This is a genomic window from Paenibacillus radicis (ex Xue et al. 2023) (genome assembly GCF_024722015.1).
Lineage (GTDB): Bacteria > Bacillota > Bacilli > Paenibacillales > NBRC-103111 > Paenibacillus_S.
The window spans coordinates 230147-249901 of the sequence record NZ_JANQBD010000010.1; the positions used below are offsets into that span (position 1 = coordinate 230147).

The window sequence follows — 19755 nt, forward strand, 5'->3', positions numbered from 1 at the left end:
TATGGGTACGGGGGAGGGGCAATAGCATCCGCTCTGATCATCACCTCTGGTAACTACTCGGGTATGCAACTTACCTCTGAAGATCGTGTTCCAAACGCTGCGAGGCCTACATTAAAAAACACGATTCCAACAGCTGCCGTAATCCCACATCTATCCCTCCCTCCAAAAGCACAAAACGTAAATGGAAAACCGAGGCCGCCGCAAGGCGGTTTTCCTATGAGAGAAGTTTTTTATACTATCAAACTTTAGAAGTTTTCAGCGAAGTTGAACAAGTCTGATATGGCAAGAAAAGCCACCGCTTAGACACGAATGTATCTTCATCGAGAAGGCTTCGAATAGAAGCATTTTTTTATTCTTGACGTCGGGCAACCTTGACCAATAAATTTCGCGAAAGCGTATGTTGAACTTTTATACTCGAAAAGAAGGTGGCGGCTAAAGCACGAATGCATCTTCGTCGGGGGTTAGTATATTTTAACTGGAATTTCCGGAGCTAATTTTCCCGTTACATCCTCGGTGCGGAACTTAACTGGAAAATCTCCATCTATATGTAGATATTATGGGGAGATAGGCATTAAATGATGGAATTAGCGGGAGGATTTCCAGTTATCCCCCTAAAAATCCCCTCTCGGCCTATAATTAACAGGAGGATTTCCCGTTAGCCAACTATGCATCCTTCAGACTGCACCACAGAGCATGAAAGTAAATCCGTTCATCATGGTAGTTATGGGGGGAGCACCAGCACCTAGTTGTTACTTTCGCCAGGCCTTGATTTGGCGCAAAATGTATTCCCACCGCTGCAAGCGCCTGTGAACGATTTTTGTTCATTTTTTCGGGAAAAGCTTTAACTTATTGATAGCTGAAACATTATTTGCTACAATAATATCAACTTCCGAAAACGTTTTCGGAATACGTAGAAGGAGGTAAGGGTGCTTACAATCAAAGATATCGCAAAAAATTTAAACATGTCCGTTTCTACCGTGTCGAAGGCGCTTAACAACTACCACGATGTCAAGGAAGAAACAAAGCTGCGCGTATTGGAAGAATGCAGGCGGTTAAATTTTACCCCCAATATCGTAGCCAGGAGCATGATTAACAAGAAATCGTATGTCGTTGGCTTGATGATTCCGGATATTGCGGATTCCTTCTTTTCCGTTAATGCTCGCGGTGTAGAAGAAGTACTGGTGCAGCACGATCATCGTGTCGTCTATGCGAGTACAGGCAGAGATCCAAGAGAGGAAAAACGGTTTTTGACTAGTGCGGTTGAGCGACGCTGGGACGGTGTTATCATCACTCCCGATTATTTTGATGAAGAGCTGATCGATATGATTCAGAAAATGGAAATCCCGGTCGTGTTACTGCGTCGTCGTACTCCTGAAGGCTTAAACATTCCTTTTGTAGATGCGGACCATTATCAAGGAGCCTGCACCTTAACCGAATATCTTATCTCGCTGGGTCATACGAAAATCGGATTTATTCATTTATCAACGTCAATCGGGGGCAAACGTTTTCAAGGCTTTATCGACACAATGAGCAAGCATGGGTTGTCCGTATCGGAGGAAAGTGTCGTCATTGGTGGAAGGTCCATCGAGGAGGGCCGCGAAGCAATGGGGAGGCTTTATGCGGCAAACCCGAGCTTGACAGCTGTTTTTGCAGCCAATGATATTTTGGGCATTGGGGCTCTCGAATATTTAGCTATTCATGAGATTCGGGTGCCTGAGCAAATTTCTGTGGTTGGCTTCGATAATATCGAATTCACTAATTTGCACTGGATTCAATTAACGACCATGGAACAGCCTCGTAAGGAAATGGGAAGAGTTGCGGCTCAGCTCCTTCTGGAAATGATCTTGAAGCGGGATGAGCAGCCGGAATCAATAACTTTGCCTACCCGATTAATTGAACGTCGAAGCGCGAGCTTCTTAAAACCGCAGGCTTACTAAGGGAAGCCTGCGGTGCTGCACACGATTGCCACCCGTAATGTAAGCGTTTACCAAAAGTTGAGAAAGGGGATTTATGTTTATGCGCAAACCGTTGTTATTTGTATTGGCGTTACTTCTGTCTTTTAGTGTGTTTTTAGTTGGTTGCGGGAGTAGCAGTTCACAAAGTACGGGGGCTGGGAAGGAGCCGGCTCCAGCTCCAACCCCTCAGACGCCCAAAGAAGGACAAGATTTCAAAGGTACGGGGCAGGTGACGGTATACACGGCATTTCTGGAAGACGAAGCCGCAAGGATTTTCGGAGAATTCGAGAAAACATCCGGTATCAAAGTGAAATTTGTCCGGTTGTCCGCCGGTGAAATTCAGACCCGTTTAAAGGCGGAGAAAAACAACCCGCAGGCCAGCGTATGGTTCGGTGGTTCGACAGATACGTTCATCTCAGCAGCAGGAGACGGCCTGCTTGAAAAGTTTACACCTAAGGGCTCGGATAAGCTGCCCAAAGAATATGTGGACAAGGACAGCAACTGGACACCTGTATCCATTGGTGCGATTGCTTTTGCTTCCAATACCGATTGGCTGGCCAAAAATAATTTGCAGCCTCCTCAAAGCTGGGAGGACCTTCTGAAGCCGGAGTTTAAAGGCAATGTCACAATGGCGCATCCTGCCACTTCAGGCACGTCATTTACAACACTGGCCACTCTCATTCAACTCAAGGGCGGCGAGGATCAAGGGTTTCAATATTTCGAGAAGCTGGATAAGAACATTCGTCAGTACACGAAATCAGGCGCCGCACCGGTCCGTATGGCTGGCTTGGGCGAAACGGGGGTAGGCATTTGCTTTACCCAAGATATCTTGTCAACCAAAGAACAAGGTTTCCCGATTACGATGTCGTTCCCGAAGGAAGGAACGGGTTATGAAGTGAGTGCAGCCGCTCTTATCAAAAGCGGTCCTGCGGGCGAAGTGGAGAATGCCAAGAAATTCATCGAATGGTCGATCAGCAAAGGCGCGCAAGATCTATTGAAGGATTCCTTCAGGCTGCCGGTCAACCCTGAGGCTGTGTTGGCAAAAGGTGCTCTGAAGCTATCCGACATCAAAGTCATTTCCTACAATGCACAATGGGCCGGTGAGCATCGCAGCGACTTGCTCGGTAAATTCGATTCGAAAATCAAAGGCAAAGAAAGCGCAAAGTAATAAGAGGGCGCTATACAAAAAGTGCTGCTTTACCTATGGGGTAGCTGAACGGCTGCCCTCATAGGGAAATCAATAGGGGAGGAACAGATATTGGCAACCGTGGATACTACAGATAGCTCGCAGCAGTCGGTACCGATCTACAAACGGCGACACGAATGGATCATGTTCAAAGAACCGTGGCTATTCGCAATAATAGTTTTAATTCTATTATCGTTATTTACATTTTCGCTATATCCGATTTATGAAGTGATCAAGGTGACGGTGGTTGGTGACTACGGCTTTGATTTGAACGTCATCGCTAAAGCCATTACAAGCGGTTACTTCATTCACTCCTTATGGAATAGCGTAAAGCTGGGTGTGATCGCTGCCGTGCTTGCTACGGTGATTGGGTTTGTTTTTGCCTATGCTATCACCAAAACGAGCATGAAAGGAAAAACATTTTTTCATCTTATCGCGTTATTGCCGATCATTTCCCCGCCCTTTGTGATTGCTCTCTCGGTCATTTTGCTGTTCGGACGCCGTGGCATCATCAGCAATGGCTTGCTGGGGTGGGACAATACAGACGTATATGGTCTGACGAGCTTGATCATTATTCAGACGCTGGCGTTTTATCCGATCGCTTATATGAATATCCGGGGTGTACTGGAATCCATGGACGGATCGATAGAGGATGCGGCGTTGAATCTGGGGGCTTCGCGGTGGAAAGTATTCCGTACGGTGACCTTTCCGTTAGCGATACCTGCCATTTTCAGTGCTATATTGCTTGTGTTTATTAAATCAATAGAGGATTTTGGAAATCCAATGGTCATTGCTGGGGATTATTCTACACTGGCTGTGCAAGCCTATATGCAGATTACAGGTATGTACGATCTTCGTTCGGGCTCATTTTTAGCGATCTCCATTTTGTTTCCGGCACTCATAGTCTACTTTCTTCAAAAGTATTGGATTAGTAAAAAATCCTACGTCACAGTCACTGGGAAACCAACGTCATCCAATAATCGAATTCGCGAAAAATATATTGTCTGGCCGTTGTTTGCCTTCTGCGCCTTGATCACCTTATCCGTTCTCCTTTTTTACGGTACGGTTGTTTGGGTGTCACTGGTTAAGGTATGGGGGGTCAACAACACGGTTACTCTGGACAATTTCAAGTATATATTCACTCGTGGTTTCCATTCGATTCGAGATTCATTAGTACTTTCGGTTATTGCTACGCCAATTACGGCACTATTCGGGATGGTCATAGCCTACCTGATAATCCGCAAAAAATTCTTCGGCAAAAAGCTGATGGAGTTCAGCTCCATGCTGACCTTTGCCGTACCGGGCACGGTCGTCGGTATAGGCTACGTGCTTGCGTTCAACAAGCTCCCTCTGCTGCTGACAGGAACAGCATTAATTATTATTCTTGCGCTCACATTCCGGAATCTGTCGGTGGGGATTGAGGCGGGAACGAACAGTCTGCGGCAGGTCGATCCGTCTATTGAGGAAGCATCAACGAATTTGGGTGCCAACGGATTGACTACCTTCTGGAAAATTTCACTGCCATTAATGAAATCGGCGCTTTATTCAGGACTTATTTATTCATTTATCCGATCCATGACTTCGATTAGCGGCATCATCTTTTTAATCTCAGTCAATTGGAGCTTGCTGACCGTTTCGATTTTATCGGAAATCGAGGCAAGTCGGTTCGGTGTCGCAGCAGCGTATTGTATCATCCTGATTGTGGTGGTATTGATCGCGCTTGGAATATTACAATTGCTCGTCAATCGGCTGGGTTCGAAGAACAGGAGGATGTAACATAATGGCAACCGATTTAAAAACATTGCAGTCAGAGTCTATTCCGGTCAAGTTTAATAATATCGTAAAAAGATTCGTGTCCCATTCCGGTCAAAAAGATTTTTTTGCCGTCAAAAATGTCACTCTTAACATAGAGCCAGGTCAGCTCGTCACGGTGCTTGGGCCTTCGGGTTGTGGCAAGACGACAACGCTGCGTATGCTGGCTGGTTTCGAGATGCCGACCTCAGGCCAGATTATGATCGGCGACCAGGACGTCACGCACACACCGCCTAACAAGCGCAATGTTGGGATGGTGTTTCAGAGCTATGCTTTATTCCCGCATTTAACTGTTTTTGAAAATGTAGCTTACGGGCTGCAGGTCAAAAAAGTGAGTAAAACCGAGCTGTTGCAGCGTGTTCAGCAAGTGCTTATGATCATGAACCTGTTGGAGCTCAAGGATCGTATGCCAGCTTCTTTGTCAGGGGGTCAACAGCAGCGGGTAGCCCTTGCACGGGCGGTGGTCACTGAACCCAAGGTATTGCTGTTCGACGAGCCATTATCGAATCTGGATGCGAAGCTGCGTGAATATATGCGGGATGAGCTGCGCAAAATCCAGCAGCGTCTTGGGATCACAAGCCTTTATGTTACTCATGATCAAGCTGAGGCCATGGCTATATCCGATAAAGTCGTCATTATGAACAAAGGGGAAATCGAGCAGATGGGAACCCCATGGGAGATTTATGCCAAGCCAACAAGCCGCTTCGTTGCTGATTTTATGGGGAAAGCGAACTTTCTCCCAGCTACTGTTCGACAGGTGGAGCCGAGCAAGCTCGTGTTGGACTTGATGGGTGAAATATTGGAAGTGGAGAAGGATCAGACCTTTCCGGTTAAAAACGGGAATCAAGTAACCTGCGTCATTCGTCCGGAATTTTGGCATATCGATGCGGAAGGGAAGCTGAAAGGGAAGGTAACGAGAGCGACGTATTTGGGCAACTACGTTGAGTACGAGGTGAGCTTGAACAAGGAAACGATTGTTGTCGTCGACTACCAGCACTATATGCGCTACGGGTTTTATCGGGAAGGCGATGACGTACAGCTGAGCCTAAAGAAGGAACGCATCAGCATATTGCCCTGATTATGTTTCGGATCGTTTAGCCCTAGACCCTATGAGGAGAGATCATATTGACAAACCACGATTACATCGAAGTGGCACAACGGATAGCCAGAGCAACGGGACTTATGATAAAAGAACGAATCGGTACGAGCATTGTGGTTCAGGAAAAAGCTTCCCGGTATGATTTGGTCACGGAAGTGGATCAAGCGGCCGAACGTATGATTCGGGAGTTGCTTTCAGAGATTTTCCCCAAACATCGGATTTTGGGAGAAGAAGAGGCCTTTCATGACGGGGTGCTAGTGTCCGATATGGCGGAAAGAATTAAGTCCGAAGAATATTTGTGGATTGTGGATCCTATTGACGGGACTAATAATTTCATTCATGGTCTACCCGGATATACGGTATCTATCGCATTAGCTCATTGGGGAGAGCTGATCGCAGGGGTTGTCTACGATCCGACGATTGATGAAATGTATTGGGCCGAAAAAGGCGGAGGCGCCTATTTGAACGGCAAACGCATCCAAGTTTCTACGGCTATTCAATTGGAAAAAAGCATCATCGGCACCGGATTCCCATCTAATATAGCAAGAGACCGTCATGCCGTTATCGATCATATCGGATCGGTTGGACCGATCTGTCTGAATATTCGCGTGTATGGCTCGGCAGCGCTGCAGCTTGCTTATGTAGCAGCCGGCAAGCTGGATGCCTCCTGGGATTTGGGGCTCAAGGTATGGGACATTGCCGCGGGGGCGGTGCTGATTAGCGAAGCCGGAGGAAAACTGACGGATGTGGATGGAAGTCCGTATGCATTGTCTACGGAAAACATGTTGGCTTCGAATATAGGAGTTCATCATGATCTGGTCAATCATTTGAATCCCAAAAAAGTTAGTTCGGCCTAGCACAGGAGGCATTTTTCGGTTATTTTTCAGCAGGGGGTGCGGTACATGGATATAAAGACGAAAATCTTTTTGAGCTCAGTAGTGTTTGTTTCGGTCACATTAGGGTTTGTCCTTACTACCATGTTCTCATCCTCAAAAACAGAGAAGGCTTACGAGCGATTGATCTACACGGATCAACAAATCGCTTTCCATATTCGCTCTATTCAATATATCCTGGCGGAAATATCGAATGACGAACAAGGCTACCTGCTGACAGGCCTTCCGACTTATGTGGAGCAAATGCGGAGCAGACAAGATACGCTAAAGGTAGATTTCGGGTCTATCCAGCTGCTGCCTCTTAATGGCGAGGATCTAATGGACATCAGGCAAGTCACAGAGGCTTATGAAAAGTATGAAGCTGCCATTCAGCGTGTCATGGATGCAGCAGGGTATGGTACAGGCCAACGAGGACCGGTTTCCTACTCTTCAATTGCATCCCCATTTCTGGAGCAGCGCAACATCCGGAAAACCGTTGATCCACTGATTCAGAAGTTTCTGGATAGAAAGAGCCAGGAGATTGCGGATCGGACAACGGAAATTCAACAGGAGGAGCAAGTACGAAGAAATACATTGTTATCGGTCGGGATGATCGCGATGTTATATTCCATCATACAAGCCTATCTGTTGATTCGTTCGATTAGGCCGCTCGGTCAGCTCAATAAACAGCTTCTGGAGATCGCAGATGGAGGCGGGGATTTGCATAGTACCCTGCATATTTCTACTAAAGATGAGATCAGCAGGGTGGCGGACTCTTTTAATAAATTAATTAAAGGGTTCCGGCTCATGTTTATTGAGATTAAGGAGACCTCGGAACGGGTAGGCGCCACTTCCGTTTTGTTGAACGCAAGTGTTGGCGAGATAAAACAGACCGTTCAGCATACGGTCAGTGTGATGGAGACGTTAACGACCGGAGTCGACCGGCAAGCTCGCAGTGTGGGTCAGACGGAAGAAACAGTCAAAGAGATGGTGACGGGAATGCGTAACATAGCCGTATCATCGATACAAGTTGCTGATCTCGCGAGTGAAACCTCCTCCGATGCTATAGCTGGAAGCCTCTCTATCCGCAGAGCTTTAGGGCAAATGGAGAATATCAGCTCCAGTGTGAAACTATCGTCGGACGCCGTGAATTCGTTAGCGGAGAAGACGGAACGTATCGACAATATCATACAGTTGGTAGGCCATATATCCAGACAGACGAACCTGCTCGCGCTGAACGCGGCGATAGAGGCATCACGAGCAGGAGAACATGGCCGGGGGTTTGCGGTTGTCGCTGCCGAAGTGCGAAAGCTGGCTGAGCAAACCTCCCTATTTTCCCATCAGATATCGGAGTACATTCAACAAATTCAGCAAAATATCGAACAAGTCATTGCTTCCATGGCCGACGGGACAAGAGAGGTGTTCATAGGGATTGAAGTCATGCAAAATGCCGAACAGTCCTTCAACAACATCCAAAGCTCGATTCAAAAAGTGTCTGATCAGGTGCATGGAGTTTCGGCAGCAGCGGAACAGCTTACAGCTGGGGCAGATGAAATCATTGTCTCTATTGAACAAATCGCAAGCGTAACGGATGCCGCTTCGAACGGAGTGGTAAACGTCAGCGCGGCGTCTGAGGAGCAATTGGCATCGATGGAAGAGATTGGTGTTTCCGTAATGCGCCTTACTGACATATCGCATAAATTGCAGCAGTTGGTGGCCGGCTTTAAGATTTAGGAAAGTGAGGGAGCTGAACGACTGTGGAAATGATACGGGACGTACTTGGGCAGTCTCACGTCACATTGGAACCTGATCAGGATCGGGAAGTCGTTTCGTTAAACTATTCAATAAACGATCATCAGTATGAGTTGCGTTCATTCTATTTCGCTCAATTGCTGAAAGGAAATCCTCGGGCGATTCAGCAATTTGACCATCTGATGGAGCTGTTCCGCGTCCCGTTACAAAAGAAGCATTTGATAATGATGGTGATCCGATTTGACGATTTCCATCAAGCCTTACTCAAGGCTAAGATTCAATCCAGAGAATTGCTCGATCTGGCGATGATGAACATTATGGATGAAACTCTACGGATGGAGGCTAATAACGGGTGCAGCTTTCAATACAAAGATGACACGTATGTCGTCCTTTTCAATCGAATGCATACCAGTACGAGGTCGATTCGTGAGTCGCTTGTTCATTGTGCGTCTCGAATAACCAGCCATTTGCTCCAGTATTTGAATATATCCGTTTCTATTGATATTGGGTTGCCTCATTCAGATCTTTATACGCTTGGACAGCAGTACGAACAAGGTGTGGAGGCGATCAGTGCCAAGCAGTTCTATGGCAGGAGGACCGTTTCGTGGAGTCAAGATAGCCGTATAGCCAAACAGGAGAACGAATACCAATCGGCTCTCACGCTAATCTCTCATGTATCCAAGCGTTTAGAAATGGGGGAATACGGGAGCATACAGCATGAAATTAGTCAGTTTTTGGATCAAATCGAGGTCGATCAGCGTCTGGCTGAGAAGCAAGTTAAAGCATTTTGCCTCGATATCGTGTATTTGCTTCTACAGCATAAGCGGCAGCAGCCGCTCCCAGGCGAGGTGCTGGAGCATCGTGATGGAACAGCTCTGCACGAAGCGATTCTCCAGCTGTCTTCCTTTCAAAAGGTGAAATGGTGGATGAGAAGCTGGCTGGAGCAGTGGTTGGAGGCAGTCTCCTCTCCCAGGCAGCCTTATACCGAGCCGATTCAAAAAGCTCATGACTACATCGCAAGTCATTTTGAAGAGGAGATGTCCCTTCAGAAAATAGCGCATATGGTGCACTTGAACAAAACCTATTTATGCGAGCAGTTTAAAAAAGAAACCGGAATCAGCTTCACCGATTATTTGACCCGGCTGCGGATTTCGAGAGCGAAGGAACTCATTTTATTGGGCGATTATAAAATTAGCGATTTGGCCGAGCGGGTCGGATATCCGAACAGCAGTTATTTCACGAGAGTATTCAAGAAAATTATGGGCATGACCCCGCTTGATTTCAAACAATCGGCAAAACATCAAAAACATTTGCATTCTCCGGCAGTATCCCGGTCCTCTCTTTGAGGAACGGGAATTAATAAGAAATTCCATTATGTTGGCGGGCGAATAGGCGTGCTTTGTACAAAAACAGAGAGAGACGGGAAGTAATTGTTCCGTTAATTCTCTGTTTTTTTTGCTTTTCAAGTGATTGAGGAAGAGTGATTCCGCTATTGTTCAACACTACCGTGGATGCAGCATAAGATTGGTGAAAATATGGATAATTTTACCGAAGATGTGGAAAAACAAAATGAGCAATCCCCTTTAAGATTAAGGACATAGCGGTATTTTGCTGCTCTATAAACTTTAAGGAGGATCCAGTTCATGCACAAAGCGAAAATGATGTTGAGCGGCTTCACCGCATTTGTAATGTGTACATCCATGCTTGGCGGATTAGGTATGACAACCGCTGAAGCAGCAGAAACGGCGCCGGCACAGGCTGCGATAATATCAGTGGATGCGGGTAAGGTGCTGCGTGACATCAATCCGGATATTTACGGAACGAATCACCGATATTACGGCAATGGGGTCAATATGTGGGATACGGCCAACAACCGTGCGTTTCCCGAGTTTGAGAAGCAATATGACGACATCGGCCTGAAGTCGATCCGCTACCCGGGAGGCACTTCAGGGAACCTGCTGCAATGGAAGCGGGCTATCGGAACGATCGAGCAACGGACCAAAGTCCGCACGATCAACAGGGACGCGCCTGAGGTGGCGACCTATGGAATCGACGAAGCGGCCCGATTCGCAGAGAAGAACAACCTTACGCTTGTGATGAATTACGGAGCAGGTTCGGGCAATGCGCAGGATGCGGCGGATCTGGTCGAATATTTTAACTCACCGAACGATGGAAAACATCCATGGGCAGCAGAGCGAGCGAAGAATGGCCATCCGGAACCGTATAACGTGAAGCATTTTGAGATCGGCAACGAATTTTTCCTGCTTCCGGGGATGGAATATTGGATGGGCGGTGAATCCGATAAATCGCCTGAGCAGCTGTATGTTCACGGAGGAACTGTGAAATTTACGGATCAGGGCGTCGGGCTGATCGATGACTTTAGGACTGCTGCGGCCAACAGTGACGGTAAGCCTAATCAAAAGAAGTACGTGAAATATGCGCCTGTCGATGCGGGCACCGGTGTGGTTAAAGCAAATGATGTAATCTGGACGAAGGTGAACACGCTGCAAGGCGCGGGTGCGCAAAATGTATATACGATCGATGAACCGAATGGAGTCATTCAATTCGGGGACGGCGTGAACGGCAACATTCCGGCATCAGGCAGCCGCATCACGATTACGTACAAAACGACGCATGACGGCTTCGATAAGTATTACAAGCTGATGAAACAGGTTGATCCGTCGATCAAAATTTACAGTAATATGTATGAAGACGAAGCGATCTCCGAATTCGGTAAAACCATTCCTTATGACGGCATGGTCATCCATCCGTACACTGCATTTTTCCTTAATGGCAGTCAAGGTCCGGCGGTTCCTTACAACGACCCGGATAAATTTTACGAAACCTTTATGCTGGACGCAGAAAGTAAAATCAATGACATTCAAACATTGACCAATAAAATGGTAGCGGCTACCGGCAACCCCAATTTATACGCCATTCCAACCGAGCACGGTATGCTGGACAATAACGGTCCTGAATTCTATCAGCTATCGCTTGGCAATGCGCTGTATTCAGCAAGTATGCAAATGTCGATCATCGATATGGGGATTCCTCTGGCACAACGGCATTCCTTGATCGACTACCGCAAGGCTGAGCGGAATATGGGGACGATTGGCAATAATCTGGCGCTGCTTTCCAGCGATACGTATTTGCAATCGGCTTCAGCCAAAATGTTCAAAATGTTTACGCATATGACCGGTGACAAACAAGTCGATGCCAAGATCGCTAACAATCCGGTCAAAACGACCTACAATGGTAAATCACTCAATAAATTAAAAACGGTTGCCTCCAAGAAAGGAAATGACTTGTATTTGATGGTATTGAACCAAGATGAATCGGATCAAGTAACGGCCAAAGTGCAACTGGCCAACCATGCTGCAAAATCAGCGGAAGTATGGACTTTAAATTCGGTTACCCATGCAACCTACAATACGGACAGCAATCCCAATGCCGTGGATATTCAAAAGAAAACGATGGCGGTAACTTCGTCCAATGTAAATTACACCTTTCCGGCACATTCCCTAACAGCATTCAAGTTTACATTGGATGGGGGGCCAGCTGCGAAAATTTCACTGGATGCAAGTAAAGTATTACGCGACATCAACTCCGACATTTTCGGAACCAATCATCGTTACTACAGCAATGGAGTTAACATGTGGGATGCCGTGAACAACCGAGTGTTTCCGGAATTTGATAAGCAATACGGCGATGTGGGGTTAAAGTCAATTCGCTATCCGGGAGGGACTTCCGCCGATACACTCCATTGGAAAAGGGCAATAGGACCACTGGAGGACCGTCAAAAGGTTAGAACCATTAATCGTAACGCCCCGGAAACGGCGACTTTTGGCTATGACGAGGCAGCTAGGTTTGCGGAAAAGCAGGGGGCCACGCTTGTGATCGATTACGGGATCGGAGTTGGCAATGCTCAGGATGCTGCCGATTTGGTGGAATATTACAACTCACCTAACGATGGTAAGCATCCATGGGCGGCGAAGCGTGCTCAGAATGGGCATCTTGAGCCTTACAATGTAAAGCATTTTGAAATAGGAAATCAAACCTGGTATCCCGGTGAGCGCTATTGGATGGAGGGTCAGCCTGAGAGCGAATACCGTAATTTGTATATTAATGGAGGAACGGTTGCAATCACAGATCAGCAGGTCGGCCTTATTGATGATTGGAGAGAGCCTGCTTCCAAGAGTGATGGAAAACCCAATCAGGTGAAATACGTTAAGTATGCGCCGGTCAATCCGGCGACGGGTGTCATCAAAGTAGGGGGTACAACGTGGACTAAGGTTAATTCTCTTCAAGGCGCCGGCAGCCAAAATGTGTACGTATTAGATGAACGCATAGGAATTATTCAATTCGGCGATGGGGTAAATGGCAACATTCCTGCTGCCGGAAGCATAATAACGATCTCCTACCAGAGCACGCACGACGGGTTTAAAGATTATTACAAGCAGATGAAGCTGGTAGATCCTTCGATCAAGATTTACAGCAGCTTGTATGATGCCCAAGCTATCCAGGAGTTCGGTAATAAGGTTCCATACGATGGTATGGTCATTCATCCCTATTCCTATGTTAATTTTGGGGAAGGAACGGCTGTTATACCTACTGGCAACATGGATCATTACTATGAAGGGATAATGCAAGAGGCTGAAGCGAAAGTCAAAGAAGTCAGCGCATTGCAGGAGGCCATGGTTAAAGGCTCGGGCAACAGCAAGGTTTATCCTTTTCCAAGCGAGCACGGTTTAATTGATCCAACTGGGCCTAACGGTACGAAAAACTATCAATTATCAATGGGCAGCGCCTTATACACGGCTAGTATGCAGATGGGCTTTATTGATATGGGATTGCCTATAGCTCAGCGGCATTCTCTGGTTGATTTTTTTGTCGATGGTCCTAAGGGCTCCAATATTGCTGGCAACCTTGCACTCTTCTCCAGCCAAACTTATTTGCAATCGGCCTCGGCGAAGATGTTTAAGCTATTCACCCATATGACGGGGGATAAACAAATAGATGCGAAGATCGACAATAATCCATCCCGAACGAGCTATAACGGCAAGCCTTTAAATAAATTAAAGGTGGTTGCATCCAAGAAAGGCAGCGATGTTTACTTAACTGTATTGAACCAGGATGAATCGGATGATGTTTCAGCTAGTGTGCAGTTATCCGGCTATAAACCGGCAAGTACTGCAGAAGTATGGTCTCTGAATTCCGTATCCCATGCTACGTATAACACGGATGCTAATCCGAAAGCGGTCGATATTCAGGTCAGTACATTGAACGCTGATTCCAATGGGCTAACCTACACATTCCCGGCTCACTCTTTGACAGCATTCAAGTTTACAGCCCAAAAAGAAGAAGCTTCTCATCGCCCTAGTCGTGGAGGCGGCGGCGGATCGGCAGCAGCTTCCACAAGCCAAAGCAGCGCTACAATCCCGGCGGGAGCCTCTGGCAGCGTGAATTTGGGCGAAGAGTTTAAGCTGACTGTACCGGCAGGCGCATCGACCGAGGTGCTGAACATCACCTTACAAAAAATTATGAATAGTGATAATTTAAAACCTAAGCAGATGTCATTTGTTAGTCCGGTTTTTGAGCTGCTCAAAAATGTCAGCGGCAATTTCCTGAAGCCGGTAACCCTCAGTTTGAAATATGATGTCACGCAAGCCGGTAATAAGAAGGTGGCGATTTTCTATTACAAAGAAGAAGACAAGCAATGGATTGAGGTTGGCGGAACAGTGAGTGGAGATACAGTAACCGTATCGGTGGATCATTTCACCAAGTTCGCCGTTTTAGCTGTAGACCATGAACTCCCAAATCCTAAAAACGAAGTGCCGAAAAACAATTGGACGGATATCCAAGGCCACTGGTCGGAATCTAAACTCAAGGAAGCATTTGATAAGGGCATTATCGATGGGTATGCGGACCGAACCTTCCGTCCAGACGGCACCATCACTCGCGCTGAGTTCACTGTGATGCTAGCCAGAGCTTTGAAGCTGCAAGGGAATGGCGCGAAGCTGACTTTTTCCGATGCTGGTCAAATTCCGGATTGGGCTCTGGAAGGCGTGAGCCGGACAGTGAATATCGGGTTGGTCTCAGGGTATGAGGACAACACGTTCCGTGCTGATCGACCAGTAACACGAGCTGAAATCGTGGTGATGGTAGCGCGTGCGCTCAAGGTATCTGATAAAGGGCTGTCTGCGACAGGCTTTGCCGACGATGCTTCCATTCCGGTATGGGCCAAAGGCGCAATCGCAGCTGCGTCTCAACAAGGAATCGTAAGCGGACAAGCGAATAATATGTTTGCGCCAAATCATAACGCGACAAGAGCGGAAGTGACGGTAACCCTGTTGCGAATGCTGCAGCATGTTCAACCTTAATCAAATATGGGAACGGTGACAAGGGAGAAAACGGGGATGCTCGTTTTCTCCCTTTTTTTAACATAGAAGAAAGTTTAATTGCCTTACAGCGCTAAAGTGAGGTGCTACACTATAGGGAAGGCTTTCTTGTGTGTGGGAACATGATGAACATTTTCATCCATCCTACGCTATGTCTTCGGATCCGTCTAACATGAATGCTGCTGACTAACGGAACGTCAATGCTCTATTGTTTGAAAACTCAGCACATTTCATGAAGCTGCGGAACTACGATACGTTATTTCGACTTTAATAGACTGAAATGTCCTATTTTAAACAAATAAGTGATCCTAGTTCCGTTTCAGTTAAATAATAACGTGAAAACAATGAAATAGCGCACCTTACTTCCGTCTAAGCGAGTGATTGCAGCGCTGAAGGGGATGAAGACACGCCACCTCCGTAGCTTTGAAGGAACACGATTTCAAGAGCGTTCAATACCCCACACCGGATCCCCTCCCCACACACGTATGAGTTTGCACATAAAAGGGCCAACATTTCTTGAAGGTTATTTTTACAAGCAAGAAGTACCGCTGGGGCGTGCGTGGGGTTCGACCGACCGCCATGCAATGCCGCAACGCGCGCCCAGGATTCGCGTGCGTTGGAAAAGCACTATGTGAATATAGTTATACTTTAAAGAATATTGTCTGATAGAAAACTAAATGGGGATCATTTAAAATATAAATATGTTTATACCATAATAAGATTGGAGAGTGGCACGTGATTAAGATCGATAAGCATTGGGAGAATCTAAATGTTCTCCAGGTAAATCGGGAAGAACCCCGCTCCTATTATATTCCTTACCGTGATTGTGAGAGCGCTTTCTCGAAGAAGCGGGGGCGGTCCCCGTATTACCAAACATTGAATGGTAGCTGGAAGTTTCAATACCATCCCAGCGTAAAACAGGTGCCGGACGAATTTTATGAAGAAACAACGGATGTCAGTGGTTGGGACGACTTGATTGTACCTTCCTGCTGGCAGGTAAACGGTTATGATCAGCTTCACTATACGAATGTAAATTATCCGATTCCGTGCGACCCTCCTTTTGTTCCTAACGAAAATCCGGCTGGATTGTATGTAAGGGAGTTTAATCTTCCCGCCCAATGGGAAGGCAAGCAAAATTATGTAGTATTCGAAGGCGTGAACTCCTGCTTCTATTTATGGATCAACGGAAGCTTTGTCGGCTATAGCCAAGGAAGCCGTGTGCCTGCCGAATTCAATCTAACTCCTTATCTGCGCACGGGTAAAAACAGAATGGCGGTAATGGTGCTGAAATGGTGTGACGGCACTTATTTGGAGGATCAGGATTTATGGAGATTTTCCGGTATTTTTAGAGATGTGTATATGCTGGCTAGAGAGGATGCTCATATCAGAGATGTATTTAACAGGCAAGAGTTGTCGGCCGATTTCCGTAAAGCTGCAGTTAACTGTGAGATAGAAACAACTGGCCGGACGGAAGTTAAGATTGAATTGAAGGACGACAGAGGTGCTCAAATAAGCGAAGGACAAGCATCTGTTGACGGTAAAGGCACAGTGCGGCTGGAGATTGACGATCCTGTTCTTTGGAATGCCGAGCAGCCCTATTTATACAATCTGTACCTATATAGCGGCAAGGAAGTGCTGCATTTTTCCGTTGGCTTCAGGAAGGTTGAAATTATTAACAGTGTATTTACCATTAACGGCAAAGCGGTGAAGCTAAAAGGGGTCAATCGTCACGATTCTCATCCCGAGCTCGGGCAGACAATTTCAATCAACCACATGATCAAAGATTTGCTGCTGATGAAGCGGCATAACGTGAATACAGTCCGAACCTCGCATTACCCGAATGATCCGCGGTTTTTGGAGCTTTGCAATGTATACGGCTTTTATGTTGTGGATGAAGCTGATCTGGAATGCCATGGCGTTCAACGGGCAGGGGATTTTCATATGCTGAGCAAAAATCCGGAATGGCGGGAAAGCTTTGTCGATCGTGCCAAACGTATGGTAGAGCGGGATAAAAATCAGTCTTCCATTATAATGTGGTCCATGGGGAACGAGTCGGGGTATGATGTCAACCATATAGCTATGGCAGAATGGACCAAAGTAAGAGATGCCTCAAGACCTGTCCATTATGAGGGAGCAGCCTTGAGATACAACGGCAATCCGAATACGGAATGTCTGGATGTCGATAGCCACATGTATGCATCCGTTGAATACATTGAAAATTATGCTTTGGATGACCGTACATCGAAGCCATTATTTTTGTGCGAATACAGCCATGCTATGGGGAATGGCCCCGGGGATCTGAAGGATTACTGGGACGTCATTTATAAATATCCGAAGCTGATGGGCGGATGTGTATGGGAATGGTGCGATCATGGTATCCGAACGGAGACGAAAGAAGGAACGCCTTACTTCGCGTATGGCGGTGATTTCGGGGATAAGCCGAACGATGGCAATTTCTGCATTGACGGACTCGTTTCACCTGACAGAAAGCCGCATACAGGATTGTTGGAGCTCAAAAAAGTTATGGCGCCCATTCGGTTTGAAGCGGATGATTTGGTCGAAGGCTCGGTTAAACTGACCAATCTGTACGATTTTACCGATTTATCTCACGTTTCTATAAGCTGGAAGGTGGAGAAGGACGGCCGTACCGATCAGCAAGGTGAAATCGGCAGCACGGACTTGGCTCCTCATACCACTCAAACGATAGCGATTCCGTATGAGCTGCCCAAAGCATCATCCAGCCGGTATTTTCTTACTTTGTCATGCTACCTAAAGCGTGATACTCCATGGGCCGAGGCTGGACACGAAATCACATTTGAACAATTTGAGCTGCCGGTTGCCAAGACCACGGAGCAAGAATCCCCGGTACTGTCTGCTATCCGGGTGGAGCAAGAAGGACATAAGGTGGTTGTGGAAGGCTTTGACTTCCTGCATGTCTTTGATTTGTACGACGGAACGTTTACTAAGATTTCCAAGCATGGCGTGGATATGATTCAAGCACCGGCTGCTTTCAGCATTTGGAGAGCCCCTACGGATAACGACCGTAACGTCAAGCATAAATGGATGGATGAAGGATATGAGCGAGCGGTTACCCATGTATACCGGGCTGAGCTTGTACAGCAATCGGATCGCATTGTGGAATTTGCCGTAGATTTCTCATTAGGCGGATATATCAAACGTCCGATTTTGCACGGACAAGCTCTCTGGCGGGTAGATGCTTCAGGAGAGATCTCTCTCCAGGTGAAGGTTAAGGTAAGAGAAGAGCTGGTGTTTTTACCTCGTTTTGGATTGCAGCTTACGATGCCCCGGGGAACGGAAGAGGTGGAGTACTTCGGTCTGGGACCGCATGAAAGCTACATAGATAAGCGGCAAAGTGTTAAAAAAGGCAAATATTTGCTGACGGTTGATGAAATGTTTGAGAATTACATCATGCCGCAGGAAAACGGGTCCCGCTACGGAACGGAATGGGCTATCCTTACCAATGAGCAGGGTATGGGCCTCAAGTTCTCCGGCCCGGATGCTTTTTCCTTTAATGCTGCGCACTACACACCCGAAGATTTGACAGCTGCTCCGCATGCCCACAAGCTAGTGAAGCGGAAGGAAACAATCGTCTATCTTGATTATAAAATGAGCGGAGTCGGCTCCAATTCATGCGGACCGGAGTTGTTGCTGCCGTACCGTTTGGATGAGACGGAGTTCGAATTTCAGCTGAGCATCAAACCTTTGTTTAAAGAGGATGAATAAACGGCAATAGATCCAAGCAACCCTGACAGACAGCTGTCAGGGTTGTTTATATATAATAATGAAACGAGATTCCGGTCAGAAGGATATACAGCAAATAAAAGCTTAAACAGGAGGTAAATGCATGAAAGCCGCAGCCATTCAATTGAATTCAAAGTTAGATTTAGCGAAAACAGATAAGACCTACTATACAGCTCCTAATCATCCGCAGATAGTAACCTTGCCTAAGCTGACCTATTTGGCCGTTACGGATAAGGGTTCTCCGGACAGTCCAATCTTTGCACGTGCTACGGAAGCATTATACAAGCTGGCCTACAGTGTGAAAGCCATATGCAAAGCCGATGGGTGCGACTTTACGGTACCCAAGTTAGAGGGGTTATGGTGGGTCGAATCCGAACAAAACGCGCTCGAAGTCCCGAGGGAAGAATGGCATTGGAAACTGCTCATCCGGCTGCCGGATTTTGCTCAATCAGATCAAATTGAGGATGCAAGGAGGCAAACAATAGCCAAAAAATAAAGGGATGGACACACTTCAACATGTCACATTTGAAGCTATGGAGGAGGGAATGTCCGTACAGATGATGCATGTAGGTCCTTATTCTACGGAACCGGAGACGATAAACCAAATTCATGCGTTTATGGAAACGAAGAAACTTGTGCAAAGCGGCTTGCATCATGAAATCTATTTATCTGATCCGCGTAAGGTTGACCCGACGGTACTTAAGACGATCCTGCGGCTTCCTGTAAGAGAGCTAAAGTAAACCAGCTATACAAGTCATAAAAATACATGCTGTTAAGGGATATCCCTTGACAGCCTATTTTTGTTATTGCTCTATGTGGATAGTAGCCTACTTGTACGAATGATAAATAAAACAACATGTAACATAAATTTTTCCATATAAGGAAGTAAAAATTTACTTTACAATTATAAAATCGTTGC

The 19755-nt window shown here is 46.6% G+C and carries 11 protein-coding genes; all 11 read left to right on the top strand.

Annotated elements, in window-relative coordinates:
* Positions 1-926 precede the first annotated feature (926 nt).
* The 11 genes from NV381_RS15770 to NV381_RS15820 all read left to right on the top strand — a co-directional run bounded on the left by NV381_RS15770 (position 927) and on the right by NV381_RS15820 (position 19576).
* Entirely contained in the window at positions 927-1937 is a 1011-nt protein-coding gene (locus NV381_RS15770) for a LacI family DNA-binding transcriptional regulator (protein WP_258214241.1), read from the top strand.
* Between the two features lie 79 nt (positions 1938-2016).
* Positions 2017-3123 (top strand): ABC transporter substrate-binding protein, encoded by a 1107-nt coding sequence (locus NV381_RS15775; RefSeq protein WP_258214242.1) that lies wholly within the window; start codon positions 2017-2019, stop codon positions 3121-3123.
* Between the two features lie 99 nt (positions 3124-3222).
* The gene (locus NV381_RS15780) at positions 3223-4917 is read left to right on the top strand and encodes an ABC transporter permease (protein WP_258214275.1); all 1695 of its coding nucleotides are present in this window, start codon (positions 3223-3225) and stop codon (positions 4915-4917) included.
* A 4-nt stretch (positions 4918-4921) separates the two neighbouring features.
* Complete coding sequence (locus tag NV381_RS15785) at positions 4922-6031, top strand: ABC transporter ATP-binding protein (RefSeq protein WP_258214243.1); 1110 nt, start codon at positions 4922-4924, stop codon at positions 6029-6031.
* A gap of 47 nt (positions 6032-6078) precedes the next feature.
* Positions 6079-6909: an inositol monophosphatase family protein gene (locus NV381_RS15790; RefSeq protein ID WP_258214244.1), complete on the top strand. Its 831-nt coding sequence runs from the start codon at positions 6079-6081 to the stop codon at positions 6907-6909.
* Positions 6910-6954: 45 nt separating this feature from the next.
* Complete coding sequence (locus tag NV381_RS15795; RefSeq protein ID WP_258214245.1) at positions 6955-8658, top strand: methyl-accepting chemotaxis protein; 1704 nt, start codon at positions 6955-6957, stop codon at positions 8656-8658.
* Between the two features lie 29 nt (positions 8659-8687).
* Positions 8688-10022, top strand: a complete 1335-nt coding sequence (locus NV381_RS15800; protein WP_258214276.1) for an AraC family transcriptional regulator — start codon at positions 8688-8690, stop codon at positions 10020-10022.
* Between the two features lie 297 nt (positions 10023-10319).
* The gene (locus NV381_RS15805; RefSeq protein WP_258214246.1) at positions 10320-15056 is read left to right on the top strand and encodes an S-layer homology domain-containing protein; all 4737 of its coding nucleotides are present in this window, start codon (positions 10320-10322) and stop codon (positions 15054-15056) included.
* A 753-nt stretch (positions 15057-15809) separates the two neighbouring features.
* Positions 15810-18818 carry a glycoside hydrolase family 2 TIM barrel-domain containing protein gene (locus NV381_RS15810; protein ID WP_258214247.1) on the top strand — a complete coding sequence of 1003 codons (3009 nt, stop codon included), beginning with the start codon at positions 15810-15812 and terminating at the stop codon, positions 18816-18818.
* 121 nt (positions 18819-18939) lie between these two features.
* Positions 18940-19332 carry a hypothetical protein gene (locus tag NV381_RS15815; RefSeq protein ID WP_258214248.1) on the top strand — a complete coding sequence of 131 codons (393 nt, stop codon included), beginning with the start codon at positions 18940-18942 and terminating at the stop codon, positions 19330-19332.
* A 49-nt stretch (positions 19333-19381) separates the two neighbouring features.
* Positions 19382-19576 carry a GyrI-like domain-containing protein gene (locus NV381_RS15820; RefSeq protein ID WP_258214249.1) on the top strand — a complete coding sequence of 65 codons (195 nt, stop codon included), beginning with the start codon at positions 19382-19384 and terminating at the stop codon, positions 19574-19576.
* Positions 19577-19755 lie beyond the last annotated feature (179 nt).

What these genes read in the sequence shown, in the direction of transcription:
- NV381_RS15775 (WP_258214242.1), top strand. Translation starts at nt 2,017, where the DNA reads ATGCGCAAACCGTTGTTATTTGTATTGGCGTTACTTCTGTCTTTTAGT.
- NV381_RS15785 (WP_258214243.1), top strand. Translation starts at nt 4,922, where the DNA reads ATGGCAACCGATTTAAAAACATTGCAGTCAGAGTCTATTCCGGTCAAG.
- NV381_RS15795 (WP_258214245.1), top strand. Translation starts at nt 6,955, where the DNA reads ATGGATATAAAGACGAAAATCTTTTTGAGCTCAGTAGTGTTTGTTTCG.
- NV381_RS15800 (WP_258214276.1), top strand. Translation starts at nt 8,688, where the DNA reads ATGATACGGGACGTACTTGGGCAGTCTCACGTCACATTGGAACCTGAT.
- NV381_RS15805 (WP_258214246.1), top strand. Translation starts at nt 10,320, where the DNA reads ATGCACAAAGCGAAAATGATGTTGAGCGGCTTCACCGCATTTGTAATG.
- NV381_RS15815 (WP_258214248.1), top strand. Translation starts at nt 18,940, where the DNA reads ATGAAAGCCGCAGCCATTCAATTGAATTCAAAGTTAGATTTAGCGAAA.
- NV381_RS15820 (WP_258214249.1), top strand. Translation starts at nt 19,382, where the DNA reads ATGTCCGTACAGATGATGCATGTAGGTCCTTATTCTACGGAACCGGAG.